A 25,070-nucleotide genomic window follows, 5' to 3' on the forward strand; every position below is an offset into this window, starting at 1 on the left:
GCCCGATCAGGGAATCACGATCCGCCGCCAATCACGAGGACTTTTTCAACGAAATCTGCCAGAAGCGGACCATAGCGCCAGCTCTTGATCCGGATCTTGCAGGCAGGAAATTCAGGGCGAAGCATGCCGGAGAAGGAATACTAAGGCTCAGCCAACTCTTCCATAAGTGCCTTGGCGGCGCAGAGGTCCGGCGTGTCGAGACCCTCCGTGAACCACCCGTAAATGAGGGCAAGAAGACGTCGCGCTTCGGCCCCCCGACCGTGGTCCCGCCAAAGCCGCGCCAGACTCAGAGCGGCACGCAGCTCGAACGACTTCGCACCTTGGCTATGTGCAACGTTGAGCGCGCCTTGCAAATATGCCTCGACCTCGTCTGGCGGAGCGCCCTGAGCGCGCCGCAGTTCGCCATCAATGCGAGCGAGTTCCGCCGCCCACATGTGTTCATCGTTGCGCGCCGCGAGGTCCTTTGCTTCGGTCAGGGCAGCCAAGCCCTCGTCGCCTCGCCCCAGTTGAAGGTACGTCGTTGCCAGCATGCACAAATACCGAACCTGGTACCAACTGGCTCCGAGCCTATTCCGATCGATGAGACTCTGGCGCATGAGCGCCAAGCCATCCTCAACCGCGTCCTCCTGTGCCACGGCCCAGCCCCGCAGGATGAGGCCGCTCAACCGCCAATAGTTCAAACTGTGTTGATCGGCGAGCTCGATGACGGCGTCCGCGTGCGTATGGACCGCCGTCACGTCACCCATCAGCTCGGCAGGTCCGGCTCCGCCGTAGACCATGACGTGCCCGGTGAGGTTCGTCTGGTTCAGCTCCGCGGCGTACTCGAACGCCGCGCGACCCATGCTCTGGGCCTGCTCCGGATAGCCCAGGATCCAAAGCACAATGGCTAGGTAGGGTAACGCAGAGGCTTTAGGATCGTGAACATAATGCACGGGCGGGGGGCGATGCGCGTCGGGCTCATAGCGGCGCAAGATCGTCTCGAACTCGCAGCGGGCCTTGACAAATGCCCCTGCATGCATGGCGGTGAGAGCGGCCAGCCGGTGCGCAGCCAACTCAAGTGCGATGTCCCCGGTCCGCTCGGCGACGCGTTCCGCCTCAGCGGTCAGGCTTTGCATGGCGCCGTAGTCACCTCTCACGAAATGAAAGACAAACTTGCCGCTGAGCGCAGCGAACAAGGCATCGGTGTCGTCAAGTTCATAGCAAAGCGCATGAGCCCTGGTGAACGCCGTGCCAAGCTGCGACGCGGTGTAGCCATGGATGGCGATCAGTGGACCTCCGATGGCTGTCTGGAGGGCGAGTTCCTGGCGATCCCGCTCCGGCCCCTCTGGACAGGACTTCAATGCCTCTAGCCCTCTTGTGAGATGGCTGATCGCTTCGAGATTGGCGGATCGCCCCGCGGCAGTCCGGCCGGCCCGCAGCCAGTAGCCGACCGCCCGGCTCGCCAACCCCGCCTCCGTGAGATGCAGCGCGATTGTCTCCGGCTCCACCTCAGCAACGGCAGGATAATGCTCTTCAAGAGCAGCGGCGATGCGCGCATGGATCTGCTGCCGCTTGCTCCTCAAGAGGCTCTCGTGCGCGATGTCCTGCACCAGCGCGTGTTTGAAGCTGTAACTAACCTCCGGCGGTACACCACGCCGGAACACGAGCTCCGCCTCCAACAGCTCGTTGAGAGCACGTTGAAGGGCGTCCTCTTCGAGCCGAGTGACCACTTTCAGGAGGTCGTGGCCGAACTCGCGCCCGATGCAGGCTGCGATCTGGGCGACTTCCTTGACCGGGGCCAACCGGTCAAGGCGGGCCATGAGCGAGTCCTGGAGGGTCGTCGGGATCGCCAGCGGCGGCAAGGGTCCCGTCAGCTCGTAGTGACTGCCTCGGTCCTCGAGCAGCCCGGATTCGAGCACCGCTTTGGTGAGCTCCTCGACGAACAACGGCACGCCATCGGTCTTGGCCAGAATCTGCTCAAGGACCTCCTGCGGAAGCAGCTTGCCTCCGGTCATCCGGTCGACCACGGCAGCGCCTTGCCGACGCCCCAGCCGGCTCAGAAAGAGTGCTGTCACGTGTCCGTGCCCCGTCCAGCGGGGAACGAACTCGGGGCGGAAGGTGACGATCATGAGGACCCGGAGCCCCTGCACCTCGTCAACGGCTCGGTCGAGCAGTTCGAGCGTGGTGGGATCGGCCCAGTGGACGTCCTCGTAGATGGCGAGCACTGGCTGCCTTGCCGCCAAGCCTTTTACTTGCTCCAGAAGAGCCTGAAACGTTCGCTCCTTCTTCTGGTGCGGGCTGAGTTCCAGTGGCCCGTAGCGCTGGCCCATCGGGATCGCCAACAGATCCGCGATAAGCGGTGCGCTCGCCTGTACGTCGTCGGTCCCCAGAGCAAGCATTGCTTCGAGCTTGTCGAGCTGCACGGCGTGAGGATCCTCCCGCCGAATTCCCGCTGCCCGTTCAAGGAGCCCAACGACAGGGTACAGGGTGCTGTTGGTGTGGAACGGTGAACAGAAATGGTTCAGGGAAGTGTGCGGCGCGCCTGCAAGCTGGTCGCGCAGGGCGCGCACGAGACGAGACTTGCCGATACCCGGTTCTCCGCCGAGCAGGACAATCTGGCCCTCGCCCTCCTTCGCCTGCTGCCAGCGGTCCACCAGAAGGGCGAGTTCCTGGTCACGCCCGACCAGCGCCGTCGTCGACGCTCCGTGCTGGGCCTCGAACCGGCTCTCGGCCGTTCCCTCGCCGACGACGTGCCACGCCCGCACGGGTCCAGGAAAACCCTTGAGGTGGATCGTACCGAGATCGCGGTACACAAAGGCTTCTCCGAGTAGGCGCCGCGTCGCCTCGGCAATCACGACGCTGCCGGGCTCGGCGAGCCCTTGCAGCCGGGCGGCCAAGTTCGGAGTCTCCCCGATGACCGCCCGCTCGCGGGCTTCTCCTTCACCAATCAGTTCGCCGACAACAACCAGACCGGTGGCGATGCCGACGCGAGCGGCCAGCGCTGCACCCCCCCGCTCTCTAAGACCCGCGACGGCTTCGGTCACCCGAAGCCCCGCGCGAACGGCCCGCTCCGCCTCATCCTCATGCGCACACGGCCAGCCAAAGTACGCCAGGACGCCGTCGCCCAGAAGCTTCGCGACATGGCCCTCGAACCGCGTGATCTCGCCCGCCACAGTGTTCTGGTAGCCCTGGATGAGGTCACGCAGCTCCTCAGGGTCGCGCCCTGATGCGAGCGCGGTTGAGCCGACCAGATCAACGAACATCACCGTGAGCTGCCGCCGCTCGGCCTCGGACGGTGTTGCCGGTCTCGTCTGGCCAGCCGACGCACGAACCTCGACAGGGACGGGAGCCGCCGATGGGCCGAGTGCCTGGATCGCCTTCAGCACCATCTTACGCGGGCCGAGAGGCAAGCCGAGTTCCCGCAGATCGGCTTCGGTCAGCTCCGGCAGGACCTCGGGCGTGATTTCGGCGTCCTGGAAGGCCTGTGCGTAGCGCTCCAGGCCAAGACTACGAAGCCATTCCGCGACATCCACGCGAAGTCCCTCGCAAGGCGTCAGGCGACGATTGCCGCCAGCTTAGTTGAAGGTGTGCAACCTCAGCTTCAGCGAGCCGTCGGCCTGACGCTCGAATACGTGGGTGGCGAGGCCGCCGGCGGTTTGGGGAGCCCCATCAGCGCCCTTGCCCGTGGCGTTCCAGTGGGCCGTGCTGTAGGCGACCTTGTCATCGCCACCCGCATCTATGATTGTTAGATTGTGATCGGTGAATCCGCTCGAAAACAGCCCAGCGAAGAAGTTCTCGATCGCTGCCGGACCTGATATGACTTCGTGGGTCGGCGGCAGCACTTTGGCGTTAGGGGCATAGGCGGAGGCGACCGCCTTTGCGTCAGCCTTATTGAACGCCGAATCCCAGGCTGAGTAAGCCGCAGAGATTTCGGTTCGGATGTCGAGACTGGACGAGGGGGCTAGGTCTGTCATGGATCCCTCCCTCAAGTTGTCCTTCGTGATCGCTTGATCATACTACGGGCCGAGCGGTGTGGGAAATCCGGAAGCATGCAAGGTAGCCAAGGCGGTATACAATCCCGGGTCCAGGAACCTGAGTGGGGACACTCGAGCCTGAAGTTCTCCTAAGGGTCAAGCTGAGTCAGAGGGGAGGCGGTGCGAAGATCTGCTCACACCGCCAATGCGGAAATTGTTGAGCCACAGTCAGACCACCCCGAATAGGCGCCGTCACTATCAGCCGTTTGTTACTTCCTCAGGCCGTGAACGGCCGGGCTCAGCGAGGGGCTCATTGATCATCGCTTGTCTCTACCGGGACTGGACTGCGCCGCTCCGCTGACCAGCGCCCTGCGCATCCGCGCTCGGGGAACGCCCATGTCCCGCCGCCCTGCCGTTCCGCAAGCCGTCCCTCGGCGCTTACCGTTAGCCCCAAAGCTCCAATGCTTGCCTCGACGCGGCCCTGGTCCCCAACCGTGCCTTCGGCGGTGAAGAAGCCCCGGTCGCCCACATGGCTGATCTCTCCATTGCGGACGAACACCTCAACATCATGACGATCACAATCACCCTGGTCCGGGATGAACGAGACCGCCCAAAGGCCATCGTAGGGGCTGCGCGCCAACGCCGGACCTCCCGCTCCAAGCAGGGCCAAGACCACAAGCGCCGCAACCTTCGGAGGTGCTTCCGATAAGGTCATGGGTTCCCTCAGCGTTTCTGCGCCCCAGTGGCTCAACAAGGCCAGGTTGTGGGCTACCGTCCGATATCTGGACTATGCTTGTGGCGTCTTCGCGGCACTCTAAGTTCCCGGCCAAGGGGCCGGAAGGTCGCTGAGGGTCAAAGTGCAACCTAGAGCAGATCAAATGAAGGTCCGCTCAGCGCGTGATCACAGAACTTGGGACAAGGTCAGCCCAGTGCCAGAGCGAGACCTCCCCGAGCGTACGATTCCGCGCTTCGGCCAACGAGAGGACACCGAGAGGTGTGCAGTGGGCCAGCCCTGCGTCTTGCAGCCTGCCTGAATCAATAAGCGTGATAAGTCAGCCCTCACTAAGACGCGAAGCGCCACGCAAAGCCGCGCTTCACCGCGTGTTCTTTCGCCCGAAGACCAAGTCAGGTGGTGCTGAGATCGTAGGTAGGGCGTAACCAGTCAGGTTCGCCACTCCGCCCTCCTCGGCAAAGCTGTCCAGGCGTAGGCTCCTAACGAAGGGGCAGGAAAGGTGCGGGAATATGTTGGTAGTGAGCTAAGTAGCCCATTTGGATGCAACTGCCTCGGCCAACCGGAATGCAGCTTGAACAGAAGCCTGACTCGCTTCCAAAACGGTCGCGACCTCGTCGGGAAGGTTTGCGGAATTGAGAGTCGATCTCGGCGCCCCTGCCTTAGTGGCGGCTGAGCAGCGGAACCGCGGTCCAGGAGATCTCGGCGCTGAGGCGCATCACTTCGGAGAGCATCGCTAGCTCACCCCACGGCTCGTCTTCCACGAAAGCCATCCTTATCCCCGAGATTTATCGCTAGGGCGGAACCGGTGCACGCGCCCGTTGTCGTTTAGGTCTTCCAATCTACGCGTCGCCTCCGCCGACGTTAGCTTGAACCGTCGACGCAGCACGCTCCCGATCGCGGCATACTCGTTCTTAAGGTTGGTCGCAAAGATCCCAGGATCGTCACTGCCGACGCAAACGGTCGGGCGATTCGTGATATCGGGTCCGCAGAACCCAAGCCAACGGAAGAGATGGTGCTCGGCCATTTCGTCGTAGAAGCTGATACGAAGATTACTCGTCGGCAGGGTTTCGAGGGCCACCCCGCGGCTGTTGACTAGCCCAAGGACGTGGTTCTGCAACGCAGCGACGGCGTCGGGGGAGATCCATGATGCATCGATGTCGACGAGTTCTCCGGCACGCGCTGGGTCCAAGGCATGACGCTTGCTGAAGAGTTCGTAAGCGGCGCCTGACTGGCCGACCTTGTCTGCAATGAGGCGCAGCTCAACGGCCTCCGCCTTGTCAATCGCTGTCTCTGACAGAAACTGCGCCTCTCGTGCCACGGATTCCGCCGTCGGCGCCACTCCAAGTCTCTGAAGACTTCGCTCGATGACCCTCACCTTCAATGCGTCTAGGAGGCGCAACTCCCAGGCCCTATAGAGGAGATCGGGGCTCCGCTCCTGCCCGTATAGCGCTTCCGAGTGGACGGCGATCAGGCTCTCGAGGCGCAGCATGTCGCCGGCGAAGCCACTGACCGCGGCCAGCGAACGGTGCGCGAAGACTGCATCATCAAGGATGTCAGCCTGGCTCAGGACAGAGCGCGGGGCCGTCCGAGTTAGCCATAGCATGGGATCGATACCAAGCGCTGTCGCATGACCGATCCGATCCCCAGAGCGAAGATCGAGGAAGATGAGCGCCTCCGCGACTGCCCGGATGCCCGACAGAAGGTGCCGGAAATCCTCGCCAGCATGGAACGTCGCCCGGGGAATGCCGGCTCTGCGGGCAAGGCGAAACGCGGGGGCGAACGCCTCTGGTGGCGCGTGCAGCTCGTTGGAAGCACCGTCGACGCCCTGGAGGAGAGCACGCACCGTCGCGCTCCCCTCCACGAGGGCTTGCAGGGTGCGTGCCTGCTCATCGAGCGTGGCGCGCAGGTCGCTGTCGCGACAACGCCGGTCGCGATCGTTCGCTGCCGTGGGCGGCCGCTTGATGAAGTGCGCTACCAGGGAAAACTCGGCATCCGGGCGCCCGACCGAGCCGCAGGGTTCGGTGCTGCAGACGCGCCCGAAAAGACAGGGCGGTGGCATGCCTTCGAGGTTCCGCGTCCTCCTCACCGACTTACATCCCCGGAAGTCTAAATAGCCGTCCACGATGGTCGCAATGAGCTCGCGCGTCTTGTTCGCGCTGGACTTAGGCGCAAAGCGGCCTTCCAGATGCGCTAACGTGTCGAAGGGCTCATTGATATTAAGCTGACGAAAGCGGGCGCTGTAGCGCCGCTCAATCCGCTCGCGCGTGCCGAGAAGGGTGTACTTCTGGAACTGGTCAAAGCCTGCCTCGTCGACCTGCTGGACGGCCAAGCGTGATATCTGGTTTAGTACGAGAAAGTTGAAATAGAGCCCAAGCCCGATCGCTTCTTGGCTAGAACCGCGCCGAAGCGCGGAGAGGCAGGCATAGAGAAAGCCGGCCTCCTCAACGATGGGTCGGTAAAGCGGGCCCGCGAACAACGCGCGTGCCGGATGCACGCCTAGGCCAGGCCCGCACGGACGGCGCCAGTCGATATCCGAGCGATTAAACTCGGCAGCATTGAGCAGGGCGGAAATCCCGAATGTTGGCAAGCCGTCCTCGGCCTTGCCTGCGAGATTAGGGTCAAGCTCCCCGACGAGGTGCCGGCGTACGCGTCGAACGGCACGGAGGCGCTGATACAGGCCGAATGGATTCAACCCAGGTTCCAGCTGCTCGTAAAGCTCGGCCGAGGGTTCCGGATTTTTCGCTTGGGCATCCTTCAGCTCGGCATAGAACGCTACCGGCGCGCCGGATGCATCCGGCCAGATCACATCGAGCTCGGTCGAACCATTGAGATGCATGTGGAGCTCGTTGAGCCCCTTGCGGGCAACAAGATCGTCGAGACCCGGGTCCGCAGCTCCAACTAGTGCCGTTTCGCCAATCTCGTTAGAGAGGAATGGTCGCGGATCGGCTCCGGGCGGGGGGCCACGCCCTTCTTCGACCAAGAATGCGACGATGACGGCGAGCGGCGAAAGGAAAGGTAAGAGTTCGTGCCACTCGCCGAAGAGCTCGTAGCGCACAACTACCCGCCCGTCGCGCCGCTCTAAATAGCGTTCGGCGAGGCTGCGTAGCACGATCCCAGGCAGATCACCCACATGCCGAGCAGCGCCAAGGCGATGCTCGAGGTAGCCCTTATAAAAGTGGTCCGGACGTCTGACATCCGTCCTCCGCTCGGCTATGAAGATGCGGCGGCGTGTCCCCTCTATCGTCGGGATCTCGCCCCGGCCGAGCAGGCTCAGGCCGTGGCTATCGCTGAAGGCACGGCGATAGATAAGAGAAGCCATCGGGGTCAGAGATCCGAGCCATCACGGGAAGAACGATGCTGCTCGCTACGCCCCTTGTTGGTCGCTGCAGAGGTGGAGGCTTCCTGTGCCTCCGGCATTGTCTTCAATCCCAGTTCTGTTCCGAGCCTCCGGAGAGTTTTGTCAAGCTCGACACCGGCTCCGACGAGTTGCTTCTTCTTGGATCGAGGTAGGCCCTGGAGCTGCAAGGAGTTCAATACGAAGTAGAGACCATCGAATGTCGCCTCCTTTCCATTGTGGCTGAATTTTACCTCGTACTGTGGCTCCCGGCCGATTGCCGCGGCCACAGCTTTCATGTAGCGACTAAAAACCTCCGCTGTTGCGTTCTCGCGGTCAACTTTTCCTACGATATCGGCCTCGGTTCGGGCGAGGAAATATCCCCAGAGCGGGCATGAGAAGATCACTTGAAAGAAGCGGAGGTTGGGATCGTTACTCTCGGTAGTAGTTCCATCGATCTCGTTCAGCAATTGTAGGAACGGAATGCTACTTTCGATCGGATTATCGATCACCTTCGCCCTTAATGCGTATCCAGCCGCACGAAGCGCTTCGACCCCCACCGCGTGCAGGAAAGCTACGATGGACCGGTGCATCAGCACACCTAAGTAGCGGGTGCGCGTGTGAGTCAGTCGCGACACGATGCCGTCAAACGCATATGTGAAACGCGTCCATGCGCGGGCAAGGGTGAGGGGCGCGAGCGTAATCGGGTGTCCGTCCCTCTTTATCGCTTCAATCCAATGCGAAAGGACGTCTGCAAGAGCAGACACCTCGTCCGGCCCCTCGGCTCCATCGTCACTGATATCATCGCTTGGTTGACCCGCCTCATTTTCATCCTCGACCGTCCCAGCCTCGGACCAGACACCCGGGGTCGGATAGCTTCTCAGTTCCGACAAGGTCATAATCAGACCCCGAATGCGGCTCACACGATCGCTGGAATCAGCAGTCGAACCGTCTTCCAATAGCTCGGCCACTGCCGCAATAAGGCGCAGGATCGAGTAGACACCGTTCTCGGCTCCCTGCCCGCTGACAGGACGCAGAGCCGGCATCATGGCGGCAGCCTGTGCATCCCCATCGAGCCCGGCCCGCAGAGTGTCCAATGTATTGGCAAACGTCGCGATAAAGCCAGCTTCCCGTCCCCGCTTGGACGAATACGACCAATCAGCCTTGATGAGCGCTTCATGATAACCGCGCAACGGAGGAGGAAGGGCAGCAAGAAGATCTGCCCGCTTCGTTTCGTCCCCATTCGCGACTACGCTTCGAAACACGTCACGCTTAAAGTCCCCCCCTGGTATACCGTACAGATCCAACGCCACCACATCAGCCTCGCGCAGACGCGACACCCCTGGCACGCTGGCGCCACTAAGGCGGATGGTACGATTGATCTGGCGACCCCGTCCTGCATCCCAGGCGGCAAGTCGGCTGACGAACTCAGTTGTGCGCTCGGTGCTTGCGGCATTGAGATGCTCCATCAGAACCCGAAGGTCAGGCTCGTCCTCTTTCTCCGATCGCCTCCCCAACGACTTGAGGCGAGCAGGCGCGATCTCGCCACGGTCTAGCTTTTCCCGTATGACGCAGATCCGCAGCCAGTAACCAATGGTGGCGTGAAAATTGTCGCGGAACAGCTCGACCAATCGAGCTGCGATCCGGATGCTCACAAGGTCCTTGGTATCGTCCACACCGCCTGGGTGAAAGCGCGAAATCGTCAACCATAACCCTTTGTCTGTCATCCACTGGCTGAGCGCGCCCAGAACGTGGCTGGGGTTTGGATCATCGAGATCGTACTCGGCCAAATCAAGGCTCATCATCCCCGCCGATGCGACATGACCGAGGGCATCGCGAGCCCGCCGCTGTGCCGCCTTGCCGAGTTTATCCCCTTGGGGAGCCCTGTCATCGCGCGAGAGGTCCCAAGCGCCGGCAATAGCCTGCAGTCCGCTGCGCAGTGGCAGCCGGAGCAATGTGTTCCAGATCAGGTCACGATCACCTGCGGCCTGGATCCCAAGGAGATCATTGGCATACCGCCGCCGGAGTTGCTCTTGCGTTATCAGTATGTCCGGATTCGCGCGCGATGAGCGGAATGCAATTCCAGGCGATTTGGCATAATGCAGAAGCGGCGGCAGTGCCACCCGGTTCTCCGGGCGCACAATCTTGACGAGGTATTGGTCTTGAAGGAGGTCGACCATGCCGACGAGTTGATCGGCATAGGAGCTCGGCTCAGTCACCTTCTGCTCGACCTCGAAAAACTCGCGGGTGATCTGCTTCCACTGCTGCTGCCGCACGAGGAGGGTGTAGAGCCTCAGATCCCCGGCGAGCAGCAATTTCAGGCGGGGCGTCGCAAAGTATTTCCGCAGCGCCTCGAGGACGGGCCAGCCCCGGTCAAAGGAGGTGTCGACATCGTCGATTGCGAGTACGAAGGCGTCCGTACCGATGAACTTGCGGGCTTTCTCTACGTAGAGGTGGAACGCCCTTTCGAATTCACCGGCGCTACGCGCCTTATCAAGGCCTCGTTCCAATACATAGTCGGCGTCCGCCCAGTCCTTACCATAGAGCGCGCTGTCGCCGATCCCGTCAAGCAGGGTCAGGCCGGCTGCCAAATCGTGCAGTGTACGCTTGAAATCCTCGTACTCACCCTTCTTTCCTTCCCCCTCAAAGCGGTAGGCCCGATCAACTGCGACCTTAATCTTCTCGATTACGATGATGACGATGTTCTGCTTGGTCTCGATGAGCGTCGGGTCGACAATACCCAGACTGTAGAGGGAAGCAACCTTGTCCTCCGTTGTGCCCTCCGGCATGTACGGCAGATAGGCTGATCGCCCTGCCTCAAGTAGCCGGAGGACCTCGGTCAGGAATGTCGTCTTGCCGTCGCCGCGGCGAGCGCTAACCAAGATAGCGTCATGGCGGCGATGAGATATCACGTCTAGTGCTAAGGGGCGTCGCCGCTGTAGGTTGTCGCGCTCGGCCTCACCGTCAGGCTTGACGGAGAGTTTGCGAATGACTTGGCTTAGGGCTTCTTGGCGGATAGTTCCCCCAACTGGACCGCTCCCTCCACCTGCCCCCTGCTGCGCGGGTCCGTCCCAGTCCAGATCAATCTCGATCGTCGCCATCGACGCGTCCCCCTCTTTAGATTTGGCCGAAATTCTGTACCAGATTCCGTGACGTTACTTACTCTATGCCCCCCGGTGTGACTAGATGCCTAATAACAGACTGCGGGACCATGTGAGCCTCCAGATCAGGTCGGCCGTGTAAACAAAGATAGTTCTTAGGCTTGGGGTGGCACCGCCAGCCTTGCTGCTTGGTCTGCTAACGCGCGACGCATGATGCGGGTACTGTCAGGTTGGCAACGGTTGAGGGCGTATGGCAGGGTCGCGGGTATGAGCACGATATCCAACCCGTACCGCGGCTTCCGCTTTCCAGCTGAAATCATCAACCAGGCGGTCTGGTTGTATCACTGCTTCAGCCTGAGCCTGCGCGAAGTCGAGTTGATCCTCGCGGCGCGAGGCATCGTGGTCAGCTACGAGACCATTCGTGAGTGGAGCCTGCGCTTCGGACGGAGCTACGCCAGCAGCCTCAAGAGGCGGCGGCCAAAACCTGGTGACAAATGGTTTCTGGATGAGGTGTTTGTCCGCATCCGCGGCAAGCTGCATTACCTCTGGCGAGCAGTAGACCAGCACGGCAACGTGCTCGACGTGCTGGTCCAGAGCCGCCGCAACACGAAAGCGGCCAAGCGCTCTTTCGCAAGCTGCTGAAGGGCTTGTGCTACACGCCCAGAGTGATTGTGACGGATAAATTCGGGTCCTATGCCGCCGCTAAACGCGGGATCCTGGAGGGTGTTGAGCATCGCCAGAGTCGATACTTGAACAACCGCTGTGAGGTCTCACACCAACCGACCCGACGGCGGGAGCGCCACATGCGGCGCTTCAAGTCAGCTCGGCAGGCCCAGCAGTTTCTCTCAACCCATAGCCTGATCCACAACCACTTCCAGCTCCGCCGTCATCGCCTGTCTGCCAATGAGTACCGGATTGCGCGTGATCACGCCTTCGCCACTTGGTGCGATGCCACCAGTGCTACGCTCAGATGATCGCTTGGACCGATCTGGCGGCTCCGACCGGGCCAGCTTTGGCCATTGGACATCAACTTGACAGTACCGGTTCCAGGCATATGCCGACTCCATGCTGCTCGAGGCCCGAAAGATTTCGGCGACCGTCCGCCAGAGCGCCCAAGCCGCGTTTCCCAAGATCCGTCTGGGCCTCACGGACAGCTTCGCCTCCACCTTCGGGCCCCATATTGTGCCGCATCTGCAAAGCCGCGCGGAGCAGCTCACCCTCCGCTCCTCCGGCATCAACGCCACCATCCGCGAGGCGCTGCTGGGGCGGGAACTCGATCTGATCGTAACGACCGATCCGTTCGACTCCGTGGAAGGGCTGGAACGCCACGAGCTCTTCCGTGACCCTTTCCTGCTCGTCACCCCGGCCGAATACTCCGAGCTGTCCATCGATGGGCTGCGTGGACTGGCCCACCAGTTGCCCTTGGTCAGGTACAGCCGCCGGTCGTCGCTTGGGGTACACATCGACGTCCACCTCCGCAGGCTGGGTCTCGAGCCTGTCGACCGATTCGAGATGGACTCGTCGGACACCCTGCTGAGCATGGTCTCCGCGGGCCCGGGATGGGCCCTGACCACCGCACTTTGCTTGCTTCATGCCCGCCATTTCGTCGGCAAGGCGAGATTGGATCCTTTGCCAGGCCCTCGAACATCGCGTTGTTTCTATCTAATTGCCCGGAAGGAGGAACACGGCGACATGCCACGACAGATCGCTCGGATATGCCGTTCGGTGCTCCTCGACACCGTGCTTCCCCAAATCCAGATCCTGATCCCTTGGGTGGACAAGGACCAATTCACTATCGAGACTGGGGCCGATCCGGAAGCAGACGCATGAAGTCCGAGCATCTTCGCGATGCGTGACCCTACACATGAAGGTGAAGTGCGCAGACTGGGAAGTACCGCTATGGGTCAAAGAGTAACGAACAGCCGATGAATTGAAGGTCGGCTTATCGCGCATCAGTAGACCAGAGCGCTCCTCCCGCGTCGTGCCAGGATGAGACGTTTTGAACTTTAGGTCGAGCTTGTCACGATGGACCGGCAGTGTCCGCGAGAGGTCCTGCGGTGTCGCGGACCGACGATGCTGCATCTGGGGTGAGCCAACCTGTGGGGCGCTCGATCATGCGATGGACGCGTGGCACTTCGGGGCCCTGATGCAGGGCCAGCAATCTTTCCCCGATCGCGGCGTCTGCTTGGGTTCTGCGCTGATTGTGGCGCACATACTCCAGCCAGGTGGGGGTGTGATAACGCTCAAGCCACAGCTTGGGGTTTTCAAGATCGCGCAGCAGGGTCCAGTGGCGGGCGCCGTCGCGGCGCCTGACACGCCTGCGCAGGGCCATCACGGCCAAGAAGTCGGCTACGTCCTGCTCGCGGATGAGGTACTCGATCGTCACGACGATCGGGCCGCTTCGGGGACGAATATCGAGCGCAACGGCGGGCTCCTTCCATCGGCTCAGCGGGTCGAGATTGAGCGATTTCAACTCCGGCAAGGCATAACGCAGCCCAAAAGCGGCACCGGCAATGAGGACGCCTCCTGCAATCCACAGAGCCTCGCTCACGCCATACCGCTCAGCAAGCATTCCCCAGATCCAACTGCCGCAGGCCATGCCGCCGAAGGTGGCCATCTGGTAAAGCGCGAGCGCCCGGCCAACGACCCAGCGCGGCGCCGAGAGCTGCACGGTCACGTTGAAGCTCGACAGGCTCACCACCCAGCTCGCGCCTCCGAAGACCATGGCAACCATAGTGAGAACGGCTGATGAGCTCAGGCCCGCCCCGATCACGCAAACGGCAAAGCCGATGAAGCCCACGCGCACAATGGCCTCGATAGACAAGGATCGTCGTAGCCGGGCGGCGAGCAGGGCACCGCAGACAGCTCCTGCGCCGAAGGCACCGAGCAGAAGGCCGAAGGTCAGCGGCCCACCGTGAACCAGGTCCCGCGCGATGAGCGGCATCAGGGCCTGGACGGCGATCGCGGCCAGGCCGAACATGGCCCCGCGGACCAGGACGAGGCTGATGCTCGGCGACATGGCTACATAGCGCAGACCAGCCGCCATGGCGGTCCCAAGCGACTCCGGCGGCAGCACCCTGGGAGGCGTCTCAGGCCGCCAGCGGGCCAGCACCGCAATGAGACCAACGTAGCTTACGGCATTGACAGCGAAGGCCCCGAAGGCCCCGGCCGCGGCGACAATCGCGCCACCGATTGCCGGCCCAACGCTGCGGGCGATGTTGTAGCCCATGCTGTTGAGGACGATGGCACCGGGAAGATCAGAGCGTGGCACCATCTCCCCGACCAGGGATTGCCATGCCGGACCGTTCAAGGCGGTGCCACAGCCGATCAGAAAGGTGAAGAGGAGCAGGAGCCAAGGTGTCACGAGGCCGAAATAGGCACAGAGGGTGAGGCCGATCGAGACGACCAGCAGGAAAACCTGGGCCGTGAGCATGAGCTTGCGCCGGTCGAAATTGTCGGCAATGGCGCCGGCTGCCAGGGAGAACAGCATAATCGGCAATGTGGTGGATGCCTGCACCAGGGCGATCATGGCCGCCGACGCCCCGAGGGAGGTCATCAGCCAGGCAGCGCCGACCGACTCGATCAAACTGCCGAAATTCGACGCAAGACTGGCAAACCACACTGCCCGAAAGATGTGATGCCGGAATGGTGACAGCGCAGACGGCTGGTGTTCCAATGGATTGTTTCCTTCCCCGCACCGTGGTTTGACACGTGCAGCGTGTGCGATGTCAACGCGGCTCCTCTACTTTGGACAAACCACCGAGACTATTGGACCTGTCAATGCTGTACACCCTTCCCGCCAGCGAGCACTGCCGAGACCAGGCGCTGGCTCGCCAAGGCTTCCTCGCCTGACACGCTAGGCTGGCGACGGTCATCAATTGCATCCACGAAATCAGCGATGAGGGCCCGGTGTGCATCATGAGGAAAGTCCATGATGCTTGCTCCGCTCCCCGTTGAACCTTCGGCCTCAACGATTTCCTCCCGCCCATCCAGGAAGGACAGGCGCAGCGTCCCGCCTATGAGCGATGCAAAACCCTTCGTGCCAATGACTTCAATGCGCTCAGGATGCCCGGGATAGGCTGCCGTCGTCGCCATCAGGGTTCCCGGCGATCCGTTGCCCAGTCGCAGAAGTGCCGCGACGTAGTCCTCGGTCTCCATGCGGTGAAGATCGGTCGTCCGCACATCGGCGGCGATGACGCTGGAGACACCAACCAGCGATCGGAACAAATCGAGAGAGTGGATGGCCTGGGTCAGGAGAACGCCGCCGCCATCCCGGGCCAGGGTGCCACGTCCGGGCTCGTCATAGTAGCTCTGCGGGCGCCACCACGGCACAGACAGGAAACCCGCTTGAACCGTGCCGATCGCTCCCCCGAGCAGCGCCTGCCGCAGTCTGAGGCTGCCGGGCCTGAACCGCTGCTGGAGGACGACCCCGAACGTGACGCCCGCCGCCTGCGCCGCAGCAACGAGACGCTCGGCTCGATCGAGGGTCAGGTCCAGAGGCTTCTCCACCAGAACATGCTTTCCTGCCGCAAAACAGCGTTCCGACACCTCGAGGTGGCTACTCGGGGGTGTGAGGACCAGGACCCCGTCGACGGCCGGATCCTGGATGGCGGCATCGAGATCCGTCGTCGTACTAAAGGGAAACTGGTGCTGATAGGCCTGAACGCGCTCGGGCGTGCGGCTGGCTGCCCAGTGAACGTCGATCCGGTCCGAGAGATCGAGGAGGCTTTTCGAATGTGGTTGCGATGCGGGGCCAAGGCCGATGATGGCTAAACCGATCTTCTTCATGAATGAGGGATCCTTCTGTCTGCGCGTCGTCCGGTCCGTGAAGGCACTCGGCGTTCGCCTGAACCTAAAGCGCGAGGCTGCCTACCGAAAAGAGATGGGCTTGCCTTATGGCGTTGGGCGTCCAATGAGGCATCCTTAACGGGTACCACCGGACTGCGGACAGTCGGATATCCTAAGTGACCCTTATGGGTCAGACATTCACATTCCGGGTGCTCAATGAACGTCAGCTCTGACCAACCAAAGCTGACCAAGGCTTTGCGTCGCAGGAGTGCCACGAGCAGAGTTCCCCCGAGGCGGCTTTCCCGACCCGCGCTACTCGCTTTTGCTGGAAAGCAATTCGTCGAGCTGCTCTAACTGCTCCGGCATTGCGGCCGCCGAGCCTTGTAGTGCTTCCTCGAGCGCCTCCTTGGACGGATAGACTTCGTGGGCCATAGGCACCGCGCAATGCCGTGAAGCCCATTCACGGAGCCTGAATTCTAACCCGATTGAAGATTGATCAGCCTGGGATAACTTTGCTCTCTATCTGAATGGTTCTCACCCCCACGTGGAGAGATCTGGTGCCTCATCCTCTCCTCATCCTTGGATGGCTGTTCCGTTTGACCTTTACCGGATTTTGCGTCGCCATCGTGAGTCTGGGCGTAGCATGCACTGCCGGCTGGCTTCCGATCGGCCAAAAGCCATCCTTCTTCGAACTGGATGGTCCCCGCCCTCTAAACTGCTACGGTGAGCGTGATTCCGATCCGCCCAACCCATTCACCGTCGAGTTCCTGGATCAGGGATACACAGCCGTGATCAGGTTCGGGCAAGCCCAAGCCAGGCTGACGTTTGATCCCGGCCATGTTTGGAGCGTTTGGAAGAACGATGAGGTTGAACTCATGATGGATCCCGAGATCTATATCTCTGGTCTTGGAGGTCATCAGATTGGGCCATGTGAACGGATCTGCTTGACCGCCAATCTCGGATACGCGACGCTATCGAATATGCCTCCTTCAGGGCCATTTTCATGAAGTAGCGGGAAAGGGATAAGGTGATCCACCCTTCCCCCTTTCTCCCATTTCAAGCCGTGGGCACCCGGTAATACAGCCTCATCTCACCAGGCAGTTCTTCCATCGGCACGGCCCGATCCAGGACACCACCGTTCGCTTCGATGACCTTGCGGGAGGCAAGGTTCGTGCCCTTGCAGGTGATCAGAACCCTCTCGAGCCCTTCCGCCTTTGCAACCGGAAGGAGCAGTCCCAAGGCGGCCGTGGCGTAGCCGCGCCGCTGCTTCCAGGACACCACCGAGTAGCCGATATGGCCCAAACAATAGGGCGGCAACTCCTCTGTCCCAGGTTGGAAACGCAGCATGATGCTCCCGCAGAACGCGCCGTCCCAGATCCAGAAGAGACGGAATGGCAGGCGGGGAACAACACGCCCGTCGACAAGCGTCACGGTACCGTTCTGATCGGTGAGTCCCTCAAGGAAGGATCCTGGATCGGCCCGCAGGACCGTGAGCTGTTCCCGGCTGACGTCCCGGGTCGTGTCGGAGGACCACCCTTTCTCAAGAGCAGCCTCATAGTCGGGGAGGCGCTCCGGGCTGGGGGCAACCAGTTCGATCCCGCCACGGCCGACGAGCCGAGCCGGCGGTGCAGGCTCCTGGGGAAAGGGGGCGCTGTTCATTGAGCTCTCCAAAGTGTGGTACCGAGGAGAGCAGAAGCCAGGACCCTACCCTCCTCGGGAGGGTCCGCGGGATGATCAGGCTGACGTCAATGCAGCACCGTTCCCGCGCACCCTTTTAGGTGCGTGGAATTTTGCGCTTCATTGAACGAACGACTGATCATGACTTTAATCTTAGAATCGACGGACTCAAAGCCAAGCCCGATGATGGGCGGCAATTTCGAGTATCTGACCTTATGGAGCAAAGTCCGAAGGTCCGGCACGGTCGAGATCCCGGGACATCGGGCAAGCTTCACAGTATCGTGCAACTCCCATGCGATCGGAGGGAAGAGGACGATGTCACGGGGCTTGGTCTGGACTGCCGCATTCCTGTTTCACGCCATCGTCGGTACCGCCGCTGCTGTACCGGAGCACGGGGTCGGAGTCCGCTCGCTGACCGCAGCCGCACCAGCTCGGGGCCAGTCGATCGGCCTGACCGTCTGGTATCCTACCGACGCGAAGGGCTCATCCGAGATGGTCGGCGAGAGCAGGATTTTCAAGGGAACGCCAGCGTTGTGGAATGCCCCTCCCGCGGACGGGCGTTATCCCGTCATTGTGATGGCGCATGGCGGCTTCAGGGCCGCACCGTACCACGAGGCCTGGATCGCAGCCGCCCTGGCCGCCCGCGGCTATGTCATCGGCGTCATGCGCCCACCCGCCCTCGGCCCGAAGGACGCCCGGAAAGCCGTCCCGGAACTCTGGCTGCGCCCTGCCGACCTCTCGGCAACCCTCACGGCTATTGAGAATGACCCAGACCTCGCCCCAAGAATCATGACCGGGAAGGCTGCTGTCGTTGGCTTCTTCCTCGGCGGCACGTCCGCCTTGGTCCTCGCCGGAGCCCGTTTCGATCCGGACCGCTATGCGCGCTCATGTGACCGGCCCGAGGCGGCCGTGGACTGTGCCTGGTTCGCCCGTGGCGGCGTCGACCTGATGGCGATTAATGCCGCGACGCTCAGCCGATCCTATCGGGACGAGCGGATCAAGGCTGTCGTTGCCGTCGATCCGGAACTGAGCACGAGCTTCGCTCCCGAGAGCCTCGCCGGGATCGAGGTTCCGGTCGACATCATCAATCTCGGGTCTCCCGGCACGATCCCCCCTGCCCTTGACGCATCGGGGTTCAGGACACTTCTCCCCACCTCCCGTTACGACACCGTTCCCGATGCCACGAGCTTCAGCGCGTTCAATCCATGCACGCCGGACGGACCTGCCCTGCTGCGGGACGACGGGGACGACGATGCGATCTGCCGTAACGGCAATCGCCCCCGCGAGGAGGTTCACCACGAGATCGCGGCGAGGATCGCGGACGCCCTTCACCGGAACCTGTCGGCGCTGCCATGACCCAGGAATGCACCGCCACCAATCGGTCGGCCTACCGGCGGACCGTGATCGTCGGGAACAGCGGGTCCGGGAAGAGCTGGCTGGCCGTCCGTCTCGCGCGGGTCGTCAATGGCGCTGTGATCGATCTCGATGCGATCCATTGGGAACCGGGCGGCTACGGCAGACGGCGGGATGCCGAAGCCGCAAGGGCCATGGTGCGGGAGGCTGCCGCCGGCGAGCGGTGGGTGATCGAAGGCGTCTACGGATGGCTTGCCCAGGAGGCCCTGCCCCGGGCCACCGCCCTGATCTGGCTCGACCTGCCGGAGGCCGAGTGCATGGCGAACCTCCGTCACCGCGGCCTGCGTGGCGGGGGTGACGAGGCCTCGTTTGCAGCGCTGATCGCCTGGGCAGGTGAATACCGCACGCGAGAGAATGCAAACTCATTCAAGGCCCATGAGGTAATGTTCGACGCCTGCGCCAGGAACAGGCTCAGGCTCAGGCTCAGATCGCGCGAGGAGATCCTGGGTTTCCTTGCCTCGGTTGCCTGATCCGGCCCGCCACGCCGACGTCATTCGTGCAAGTGCCATGAATGAATAGCCGGCACGCGGGCGGCTCCTCAGAAAGCCATGTTACAGGCATAGGCCCCGTCCGAGGAGTTCCCACTGCGGATCCCGCACGACGGTCATCCGGGTCACTTCCGCGGCGGATCGTAGGGCTACGTCCAATCCGCTGTTGCGTACCAGCATCGTGCGGAATCCACGGGCTTCTTCCACACGAGCGTCCTCACGAACTCCACCCCACCACGATCGAACGCGGCTGTGAGACGCTCCCTTTCCTCCTCATTGACCGCAGGCTGACCTTCCGCGTAGACGAAGCTCGCCGGACTGACGATCTGAACTGGATGCCCAGATCCGGCCTTCACCACGAACAGGACGCCACCGCGCGACGTATGCCGCGATCCTCCCGGTGATGGCGGCTGCCCTGAGACACCAATCCAGAATTTGGTAGCAAAGACCACAAGGCAGCAGGCAAATACCTGGAACCACTGCATTCTTACCGTCCGGGATCGTGGAAGCATTCAACGCGTCGGCGAAAGGGTGGTTAACCCTGATTTGTCGTTGTAGCGTCCAGATCATTGATAGCCTTCCCATCGGAACCCCTCCCATGACCATGACAGCGATGTTCGCGTATGCCGCGGCCCTCCTCGTCGACGTTGCGACGCCGGGACCCGCCATGTTCGGGGTCGTCTCCACGGGTCTGGCCCGAGGAACATCCGCCGCGGTCGCTGTCGGGCTCGGGATCGCCCTCGGCGACATCCTGCTGGTCAGCGTGGCTCTTCTGGGGCTGGTCGCCCTCACCGCCACGTTCGGGTGGGTGTTCGCATTCGTGAAGTATGCCGGTGCCGCCTACCTGATCTGGATCGGCATCACGATGTGGCGGTCCAAGCCAGAGCCCATGGACGGAAGGCCGACCGGGTCCCGTCGCACGTTCTGGAACATAGGGCTCGGGGCCACGATGGCGCTGGGCAATCCGATGGGGATTCTCTTTCATGCCAGCCTGATGCCGCTGTTGCTGGATCTCGGCTCGCTGACGATCCTCGACGCAGGGGTCGTTCTCGGCATTGTCTTCACGGTCAATACGATGACGATGGGGTTCTACGGCCTCCTTTCGGGGCGGGCCTCCTCCTGGTTCCGGCCGCAAGGCCGGGTGCGGTGGATGAACCGCATTGCCGGCAGCGCGATGGTCGGTGTCGGGGCCGTTATCGCGTCCCGGTGAATGTCTGAGGACAGGGGCTGTCCAGTGCCATGACATAAGACCTGCATGGGTTGCCGATGGGGTTGGACCGATCACAGGATTTTGGTGACGTTTGCTACCGAATGCCGAAAAGAGACGGCGTAATTCTCAAAATGCCGTTTGTGGGACCAAGCCGCTTGCTCCCGCAGGACCAAGCCGCTTGCTCCCGCAGCAAGCGGGCGCACTGAAGAAGCGCGAGCACCTCATTGCCCCAGCCTCTGGGACCACCTCGATAAGAGGGACGGTCAGCAAACCTGAGGTGCGTCGTGAGCCATTCCGCCCAATGTCCCAGTCCATCCGAAGCTGCCAAGCGGCTCGGCGTCTCCGAAGGCTCCCCTACCGACACGGACTTCACCTTCGACCGCTTCGGGCGAGACGTGAACAATGATCTCGCCGATACGTTCGGCAATCTGGTCAACCGGACGCTTGCCTTCGTCGCCTCGCGCTTCCAGGGGACGGTGCCCGAGGGGGGAGCCCCGTCTGAACCGGAGCGCCGGTTGGAGCGGGAGTTGGAGCAGCATCTCAGTGCTCTCAGGCGCTACCACGCAAGCTGCTCCTTGCGAAAGGCGGCGGACGAGGTCCGGGCGATCTGGCGGCTTGCAAACGGCTATCTTGCGGCTCAGACACCGTGGGTGACGTTCCGCAGCGACCCCGAGCGGTGCCGGGTCGCGGTGAGGACGGCCATCAACCTCGTCGGGATCTGTGCGACCATCGCCTGGCCATTCGTTCCGAACGCGGCCGAGACGGTTCTGCGAGCCTTGGGCCGTCCACCAGGTGTTCCCGCTTGGCCAGCGGCAGGTGCCGCTGCACTGCGTCTTAGTGGGACAGGACGCACGATTCAGGCGCCGCCGCCCCTCTTCCGGAAGCTCACGCAGGACTGGGCTGACGAGCAGCGGAACAGGTTCGGCGGAGGCGATAAGGATAGGTGATATCACAGGACTTCGTGCCTCCGCGGTCCGATGAAAAGCCCGCCTCCGGGTGAGGCGGGCTGAAGCGGTCTTTGAATAAGCACTGTGCCAAACCGTGGTTATCCTACGCGGACCTCCCCTGGCATGTTCCTTCAGCGCAGGTTCCTGACAGGACAGAATTGCTAACCCCTCAAGCTCGTGGGAGAGTTCCCTGGGGCACCTACGCTTTGCAGGACCAGCGGACATCCGCCTGCGCAGGAGAAGGCAGCATGTCGTCCATCACCACCGATATGGCCCAACAGTACAGCGACAGCCAAAAGCTCGCCGCGCGGGCGCGGATCAACTCGAAGTACACCGTCGCCGAGGTCGGCTGGTTCCCATGGGTCGCGGGCCGATTGCCTCTTCGATCAGGGGATCGCATCCTCGACATCGGCTGCGGCCCGGGCTGGTTCTGGGCCGCAGCGGCGAGCGGCTTACCGGAAGGGCTTGATCTCACCCTTGCGGACCTGTCGCCCGGCATGGTCGAGGAAGCGGTCGGGCGTTGCCGGGCCTTGACCCTTGGGGCAGTCCATGGCCAGCAGGCCGACGCGTCCGCCCTGCCCTTCGAGGACGGCTCCTTCGATGCCGTGATTGCCATGCACATGCTCTACCATCTGGCGGATGCAGCAAAGGGCATCGCGGAGATGTATCGCGTGCTGAAGCCTGGAGGCTTTCTGGCGGTCACGACCAATGGATCCGGCAACATGCGCAGGATGTACGAGCTGACGACCGTGTTCGGCAGTCTGCCGTCGGATCCGGCTGCCTCAGCCTTCGGCTTCGACACCGCCGAGCGGCTGATGCGGTCCCAATTCGGCAACGTCACGATGGCGAAGCACCTGGCAAGGGTGCGCATCACGGAGCCGGAGGATGTCTTCCTGGCGCTCACCTCCTATCCGCCTGGGGACAGCGCAAGCGAGTCGCAGCTCGCCGAGCTCCGGGACGCCGTCGCCCGTGCCTTTGAACAAGGGAACGGTGTTGTCGAGGTCGAGAAGGAGGCCGGGCTGTTCCTGAGCCACAAGACCGTCTCGCCATAGGCAGGATCCACGCTGAATGACATCCCAGACCACCGAACTCAAACCGACACTGACCCAGGTTCAGATCATCCAGTCGCTTGCCGAGGCCCTTGCCTGGTTCGAGAAGGAGTTGAGCTGGGGAGTGGCTCCCGCTGAACTGAACCACCTCACGGGCCGGATCGGCGAGCTCTACGCCGCGATGATCACGCGTGGCCAGATGGCGCTCGAGACCAACCAGCGAGGATACGACGTCGTGTCCTCCTCGAACGAGCGCATCTCCGTCAAGACGGTGACGACCTCCTCCCATGTTTCCTTCAACGCGTCGACGTTCGGGTTCGTTGACCGGGTCATGGTCTTCCGTGTCAACGTGGATGACGACCTCGGAATCTCCGTCGAGGAACTGCTCGACGAGCCGACCGACGCAGCCAAGGGCAAGATGCGGCTCAGCGACGGGAAGTACGTCTATTCCCTTGCGCATGGATCCCAACGGGAGAAGCGCCCCGTCGAGGAATTGCGGATCACCGCGAGCGCAACCTATTCGGACTTCGAGATCGTTCGGTACGAGAGTGGCGCGGTCCGCGTCCTGCGCGACGGGGTGGTCCAGCCCGTGGTCGTCAAGGATGTCCTCCGCTCCATCGCTGCGGGGGTGGGCGTCGATCTCCTGAACTCCAGGGGTGAGGCGAAGAACACGCAGACCCTCGGTGCCGACGTGATCCGGGCTCTCAATCTGCGTAGCGGAAAGCCCGGCCCCTAGCAGCGATCAATCGTCCTGAGGCCCTCCTCACGCGCTTGCACGGATTCCGGCTGCGACGTGCATCTGAGGGGTCCGGTTACGTCAACCTCTGGAGCAGGGCGTTGGCAAGCCGCTCCGCCGCTCCCTTCGCGAACTCGAGATACAGGTAGGGCTCGATCAGCTCGAGTTCGGTGAGCATGAACCCATCCGACCGCACGAGTCCGTCGACCCTGGCATAGGCCGGCAGGTCCGGGACTGCACGGAGGTATTCGCGCGCCGCGCCGACGACCTCAGGCGAGAGGGCACGCAAGCCGTTCCTGACGTAGGTCACCTGACAATCCGGGCATCCGGCCGGGACACGATCCGGATCGGCACCGCCGGGTGGAGCTCCCGAAGGAGCATGCGGCGGCCTTCCCGGCAGCAGGATCCCACTTGGAGCGATACAGCACCGTCCTGAACGCAGTCGAGATCAACTCCTCGTTCTACCGCCCGCACCGGCCGTCGACTTACGCGCGCTGGGCGGCCTCGGTGCCAGAGCACTTCCACTTCGCCGTGAAGATCCCCGAAGACTATCACCCATGAGCGCCGCCTAAGAGACACAGGCGACCTGCTGGACCGGTTCTTGTCAGAGGTGGGGAGCCTCGGATCCAAGCTCGGCCCCTGTTGGTTCAGCTGCCACCCAGCTTGCGCTTCCAGCCAGGCATCGCCGACCGTTTCCTGGGCGAGATGAGAAACTGGGTCAACGGCAGCATCGTCTGCGAGCCCTGACATACCTCCTGGTTCACACCAGAGGTTGCGGCTCTCCTGACTGAGCTTCGGATTGCCCGCGTCGCGGCAGATCCGACCGCTGTGGCAGGCGCTGATAAACCGGGGGACTGATGCGGCCTGTCATACTACCGCCCTCATGGCTCCCCCAAGATCAACTACTCCGCCTACAGCTCGCATAATCTGGCAACCATCGCAGCGGCGCTCGCCGCCAATGCCGCAGCGGGTCGCGAAACCTGGTGCACCTTTTGCACCTTTGACAACACCGCAGCCTTTGCTACAACCGGCGACGCAGTTACGGCAAGGAACATCGTGCTAAGCAGGCAGCGGGCAACCGCGCCCTAACGGCGAGTGTCGTCCGACAAAGTGCCCGCCCTCCCATAAATGCCGTTACAGAATGCTCTCAGCAGGTGAACTGACGAGTTCCGGGGAAGCCTTTTGGGCTAGTCGCCGACTCGGGCAATCCACACGGAAGCTGTACGTCAGGACATTTCCGCGCATTCCACAAATTTGAACAAACAGAGAACATTTCGATAGTAACTCAGGGCCTCGAGCAGTACCATTGCAGCTTCGATGGAGATGACGATGTCTGAGCAGGAACGAGCAGACTATAACGCCGATCTGATCGAAGCGGACGTCACGGCTGTGATTGAGGCCTGCGGCGGTGATCTGAGGAGCGCCATCAAAGCCCTCCTCGTCGAACAACTCATTCAGGAGCAACGGATCAAGCGATTGGCCGCCGCCCTGTCGTTCGGCTATGTCCGGGGGCAGATCGCCTCTCTGGCTGGCCCACCCTATCCTAAACCTCGATTGCCCTGAGACACAGTCCTGAGTGTCAGCGGCCCATCGCCTCTCGCCTCCCATCGAGTACGAATTGCATCAAGCATTCCAGATGAT

At 62.2% G+C, this 25,070-nt stretch carries 19 protein-coding genes and 2 pseudogenes; 11 read left to right on the forward strand and 10 right to left on the reverse strand.

Annotated features, from left to right (window positions below):
* Nucleotides 1-140 precede the first annotated feature (140 nt).
* The 5 genes from AB8841_RS21070 to AB8841_RS21090 all read right to left on the reverse strand — a co-directional run bounded on the left by AB8841_RS21070 (nucleotide 141) and on the right by AB8841_RS21090 (nucleotide 11,121).
* On the reverse strand, nucleotides 141-3,512 hold the full coding sequence (locus tag AB8841_RS21070) for an adenylate/guanylate cyclase domain-containing protein (protein ID WP_370437752.1): 3,372 nt from the start codon (nucleotides 3,510-3,512) through the stop codon (nucleotides 141-143).
* 42 nt (nucleotides 3,513-3,554) lie between these two features.
* A complete protein-coding gene (locus AB8841_RS21075) occupies nucleotides 3,555-3,953 on the reverse strand; it encodes a DUF4440 domain-containing protein (RefSeq protein WP_370437753.1) in 399 nt (132 codons plus the stop codon).
* A gap of 310 nt (nucleotides 3,954-4,263) precedes the next feature.
* Nucleotides 4,264-4,668, reverse strand: coding sequence for a hypothetical protein (locus AB8841_RS21080; protein WP_370437754.1), 405 nt, complete (start codon nucleotides 4,666-4,668; stop codon nucleotides 4,264-4,266).
* A 790-nt stretch (nucleotides 4,669-5,458) separates the two neighbouring features.
* On the reverse strand, nucleotides 5,459-8,005 hold the full coding sequence (locus AB8841_RS21085; RefSeq protein ID WP_370437755.1) for a hypothetical protein: 2,547 nt from the start codon (nucleotides 8,003-8,005) through the stop codon (nucleotides 5,459-5,461).
* Between the two features lie 5 nt (nucleotides 8,006-8,010).
* Entirely contained in the window at nucleotides 8,011-11,121 is a 3,111-nt protein-coding gene (locus AB8841_RS21090; protein ID WP_370437756.1) for a hypothetical protein, read from the reverse strand.
* A gap of 267 nt (nucleotides 11,122-11,388) precedes the next feature.
* On the opposite strand from AB8841_RS21090, the pseudogene AB8841_RS21095 reads away from it, so the two are divergent.
* Nucleotides 11,389-12,095: pseudogene (locus tag AB8841_RS21095) on the forward strand (IS6 family transposase).
* Nucleotides 12,096-12,186: 91 nt separating this feature from the next.
* Complete coding sequence (locus AB8841_RS21100; protein ID WP_370437757.1) at nucleotides 12,187-12,951, forward strand: LysR family transcriptional regulator substrate-binding protein; 765 nt, start codon at nucleotides 12,187-12,189, stop codon at nucleotides 12,949-12,951.
* Nucleotides 12,952-13,141: 190 nt separating this feature from the next.
* On the opposite strand, the gene AB8841_RS21105 is transcribed toward AB8841_RS21100, so the two are convergent.
* The 3 genes and pseudogenes from AB8841_RS21105 to AB8841_RS21115 form a co-directional block, all read right to left on the reverse strand.
* A complete protein-coding gene (locus AB8841_RS21105; RefSeq protein WP_370437758.1) occupies nucleotides 13,142-14,797 on the reverse strand; it encodes an MFS transporter in 1,656 nt (551 codons plus the stop codon).
* Between the two features lie 101 nt (nucleotides 14,798-14,898).
* Nucleotides 14,899-15,909, reverse strand: coding sequence for a Gfo/Idh/MocA family protein (locus AB8841_RS21110; RefSeq protein WP_370437759.1), 1,011 nt, complete (start codon nucleotides 15,907-15,909; stop codon nucleotides 14,899-14,901).
* Between the two features lie 312 nt (nucleotides 15,910-16,221).
* Nucleotides 16,222-16,335 (reverse strand): annotated as a pseudogene (locus AB8841_RS21115) (ATPase); the annotation flags it as partial.
* Between the two features lie 131 nt (nucleotides 16,336-16,466).
* Between AB8841_RS21115 and AB8841_RS21120 the strand changes: the two are divergent.
* The gene (locus AB8841_RS21120) at nucleotides 16,467-16,916 is read left to right on the forward strand and encodes a hypothetical protein (protein ID WP_370437760.1); all 450 of its coding nucleotides are present in this window, start codon (nucleotides 16,467-16,469) and stop codon (nucleotides 16,914-16,916) included.
* 49 nt (nucleotides 16,917-16,965) lie between these two features.
* Here AB8841_RS21120 and AB8841_RS21125 read toward each other — a convergent pair whose 3' ends face one another.
* A complete protein-coding gene (locus AB8841_RS21125; RefSeq protein ID WP_370437761.1) occupies nucleotides 16,966-17,568 on the reverse strand; it encodes a GNAT family N-acetyltransferase in 603 nt (200 codons plus the stop codon).
* A gap of 333 nt (nucleotides 17,569-17,901) precedes the next feature.
* Here AB8841_RS21125 and AB8841_RS21130 point away from each other — a divergent pair, with 333 nt between their 5' ends.
* The 6 genes from AB8841_RS21130 to AB8841_RS21155 all read left to right on the forward strand — a co-directional run bounded on the left by AB8841_RS21130 (nucleotide 17,902) and on the right by AB8841_RS21155 (nucleotide 23,429).
* Nucleotides 17,902-18,942, forward strand: a complete 1,041-nt coding sequence (locus AB8841_RS21130) for an alpha/beta hydrolase family protein (RefSeq protein WP_370437762.1) — start codon at nucleotides 17,902-17,904, stop codon at nucleotides 18,940-18,942.
* Entirely contained in the window at nucleotides 18,939-19,469 is a 531-nt protein-coding gene (locus AB8841_RS21135; RefSeq protein WP_370437763.1) for an AAA family ATPase, read from the forward strand. The genes AB8841_RS21130 and AB8841_RS21135 overlap by 4 nt, the downstream gene beginning before the upstream one ends.
* A gap of 616 nt (nucleotides 19,470-20,085) precedes the next feature.
* Nucleotides 20,086-20,697: a LysE family translocator gene (locus AB8841_RS21140; protein WP_370437764.1), complete on the forward strand. Its 612-nt coding sequence runs from the start codon at nucleotides 20,086-20,088 to the stop codon at nucleotides 20,695-20,697.
* A gap of 284 nt (nucleotides 20,698-20,981) precedes the next feature.
* The gene (locus tag AB8841_RS21145; RefSeq protein ID WP_370437765.1) at nucleotides 20,982-21,644 is read left to right on the forward strand and encodes a class I tRNA ligase family protein; all 663 of its coding nucleotides are present in this window, start codon (nucleotides 20,982-20,984) and stop codon (nucleotides 21,642-21,644) included.
* A gap of 248 nt (nucleotides 21,645-21,892) precedes the next feature.
* Nucleotides 21,893-22,696, forward strand: coding sequence for a class I SAM-dependent methyltransferase (locus AB8841_RS21150; RefSeq protein ID WP_370437766.1), 804 nt, complete (start codon nucleotides 21,893-21,895; stop codon nucleotides 22,694-22,696).
* A gap of 16 nt (nucleotides 22,697-22,712) precedes the next feature.
* On the forward strand, nucleotides 22,713-23,429 hold the full coding sequence (locus tag AB8841_RS21155; RefSeq protein ID WP_370437767.1) for a hypothetical protein: 717 nt from the start codon (nucleotides 22,713-22,715) through the stop codon (nucleotides 23,427-23,429).
* 76 nt (nucleotides 23,430-23,505) lie between these two features.
* Here AB8841_RS21155 and AB8841_RS21160 read toward each other — a convergent pair whose 3' ends face one another.
* The gene (locus AB8841_RS21160; RefSeq protein WP_370437768.1) at nucleotides 23,506-23,739 is read right to left on the reverse strand and encodes a hypothetical protein; all 234 of its coding nucleotides are present in this window, start codon (nucleotides 23,737-23,739) and stop codon (nucleotides 23,506-23,508) included.
* A gap of 101 nt (nucleotides 23,740-23,840) precedes the next feature.
* Here AB8841_RS21160 and AB8841_RS21165 point away from each other — a divergent pair, with 101 nt between their 5' ends.
* Entirely contained in the window at nucleotides 23,841-23,990 is a 150-nt protein-coding gene (locus AB8841_RS21165) for a DUF72 domain-containing protein (RefSeq protein ID WP_370437769.1), read from the forward strand.
* A gap of 768 nt (nucleotides 23,991-24,758) precedes the next feature.
* Complete coding sequence (locus tag AB8841_RS21170) at nucleotides 24,759-24,992, forward strand: hypothetical protein (RefSeq protein ID WP_370437770.1); 234 nt, start codon at nucleotides 24,759-24,761, stop codon at nucleotides 24,990-24,992.
* Nucleotides 24,993-25,070: the final 78 nt, after the last annotated feature.

Origin of the sequence: Microvirga sp. TS319, from assembly GCF_041276405.1 — a bacterium.
Lineage (GTDB): Bacteria > Pseudomonadota > Alphaproteobacteria > Rhizobiales > Beijerinckiaceae > Microvirga.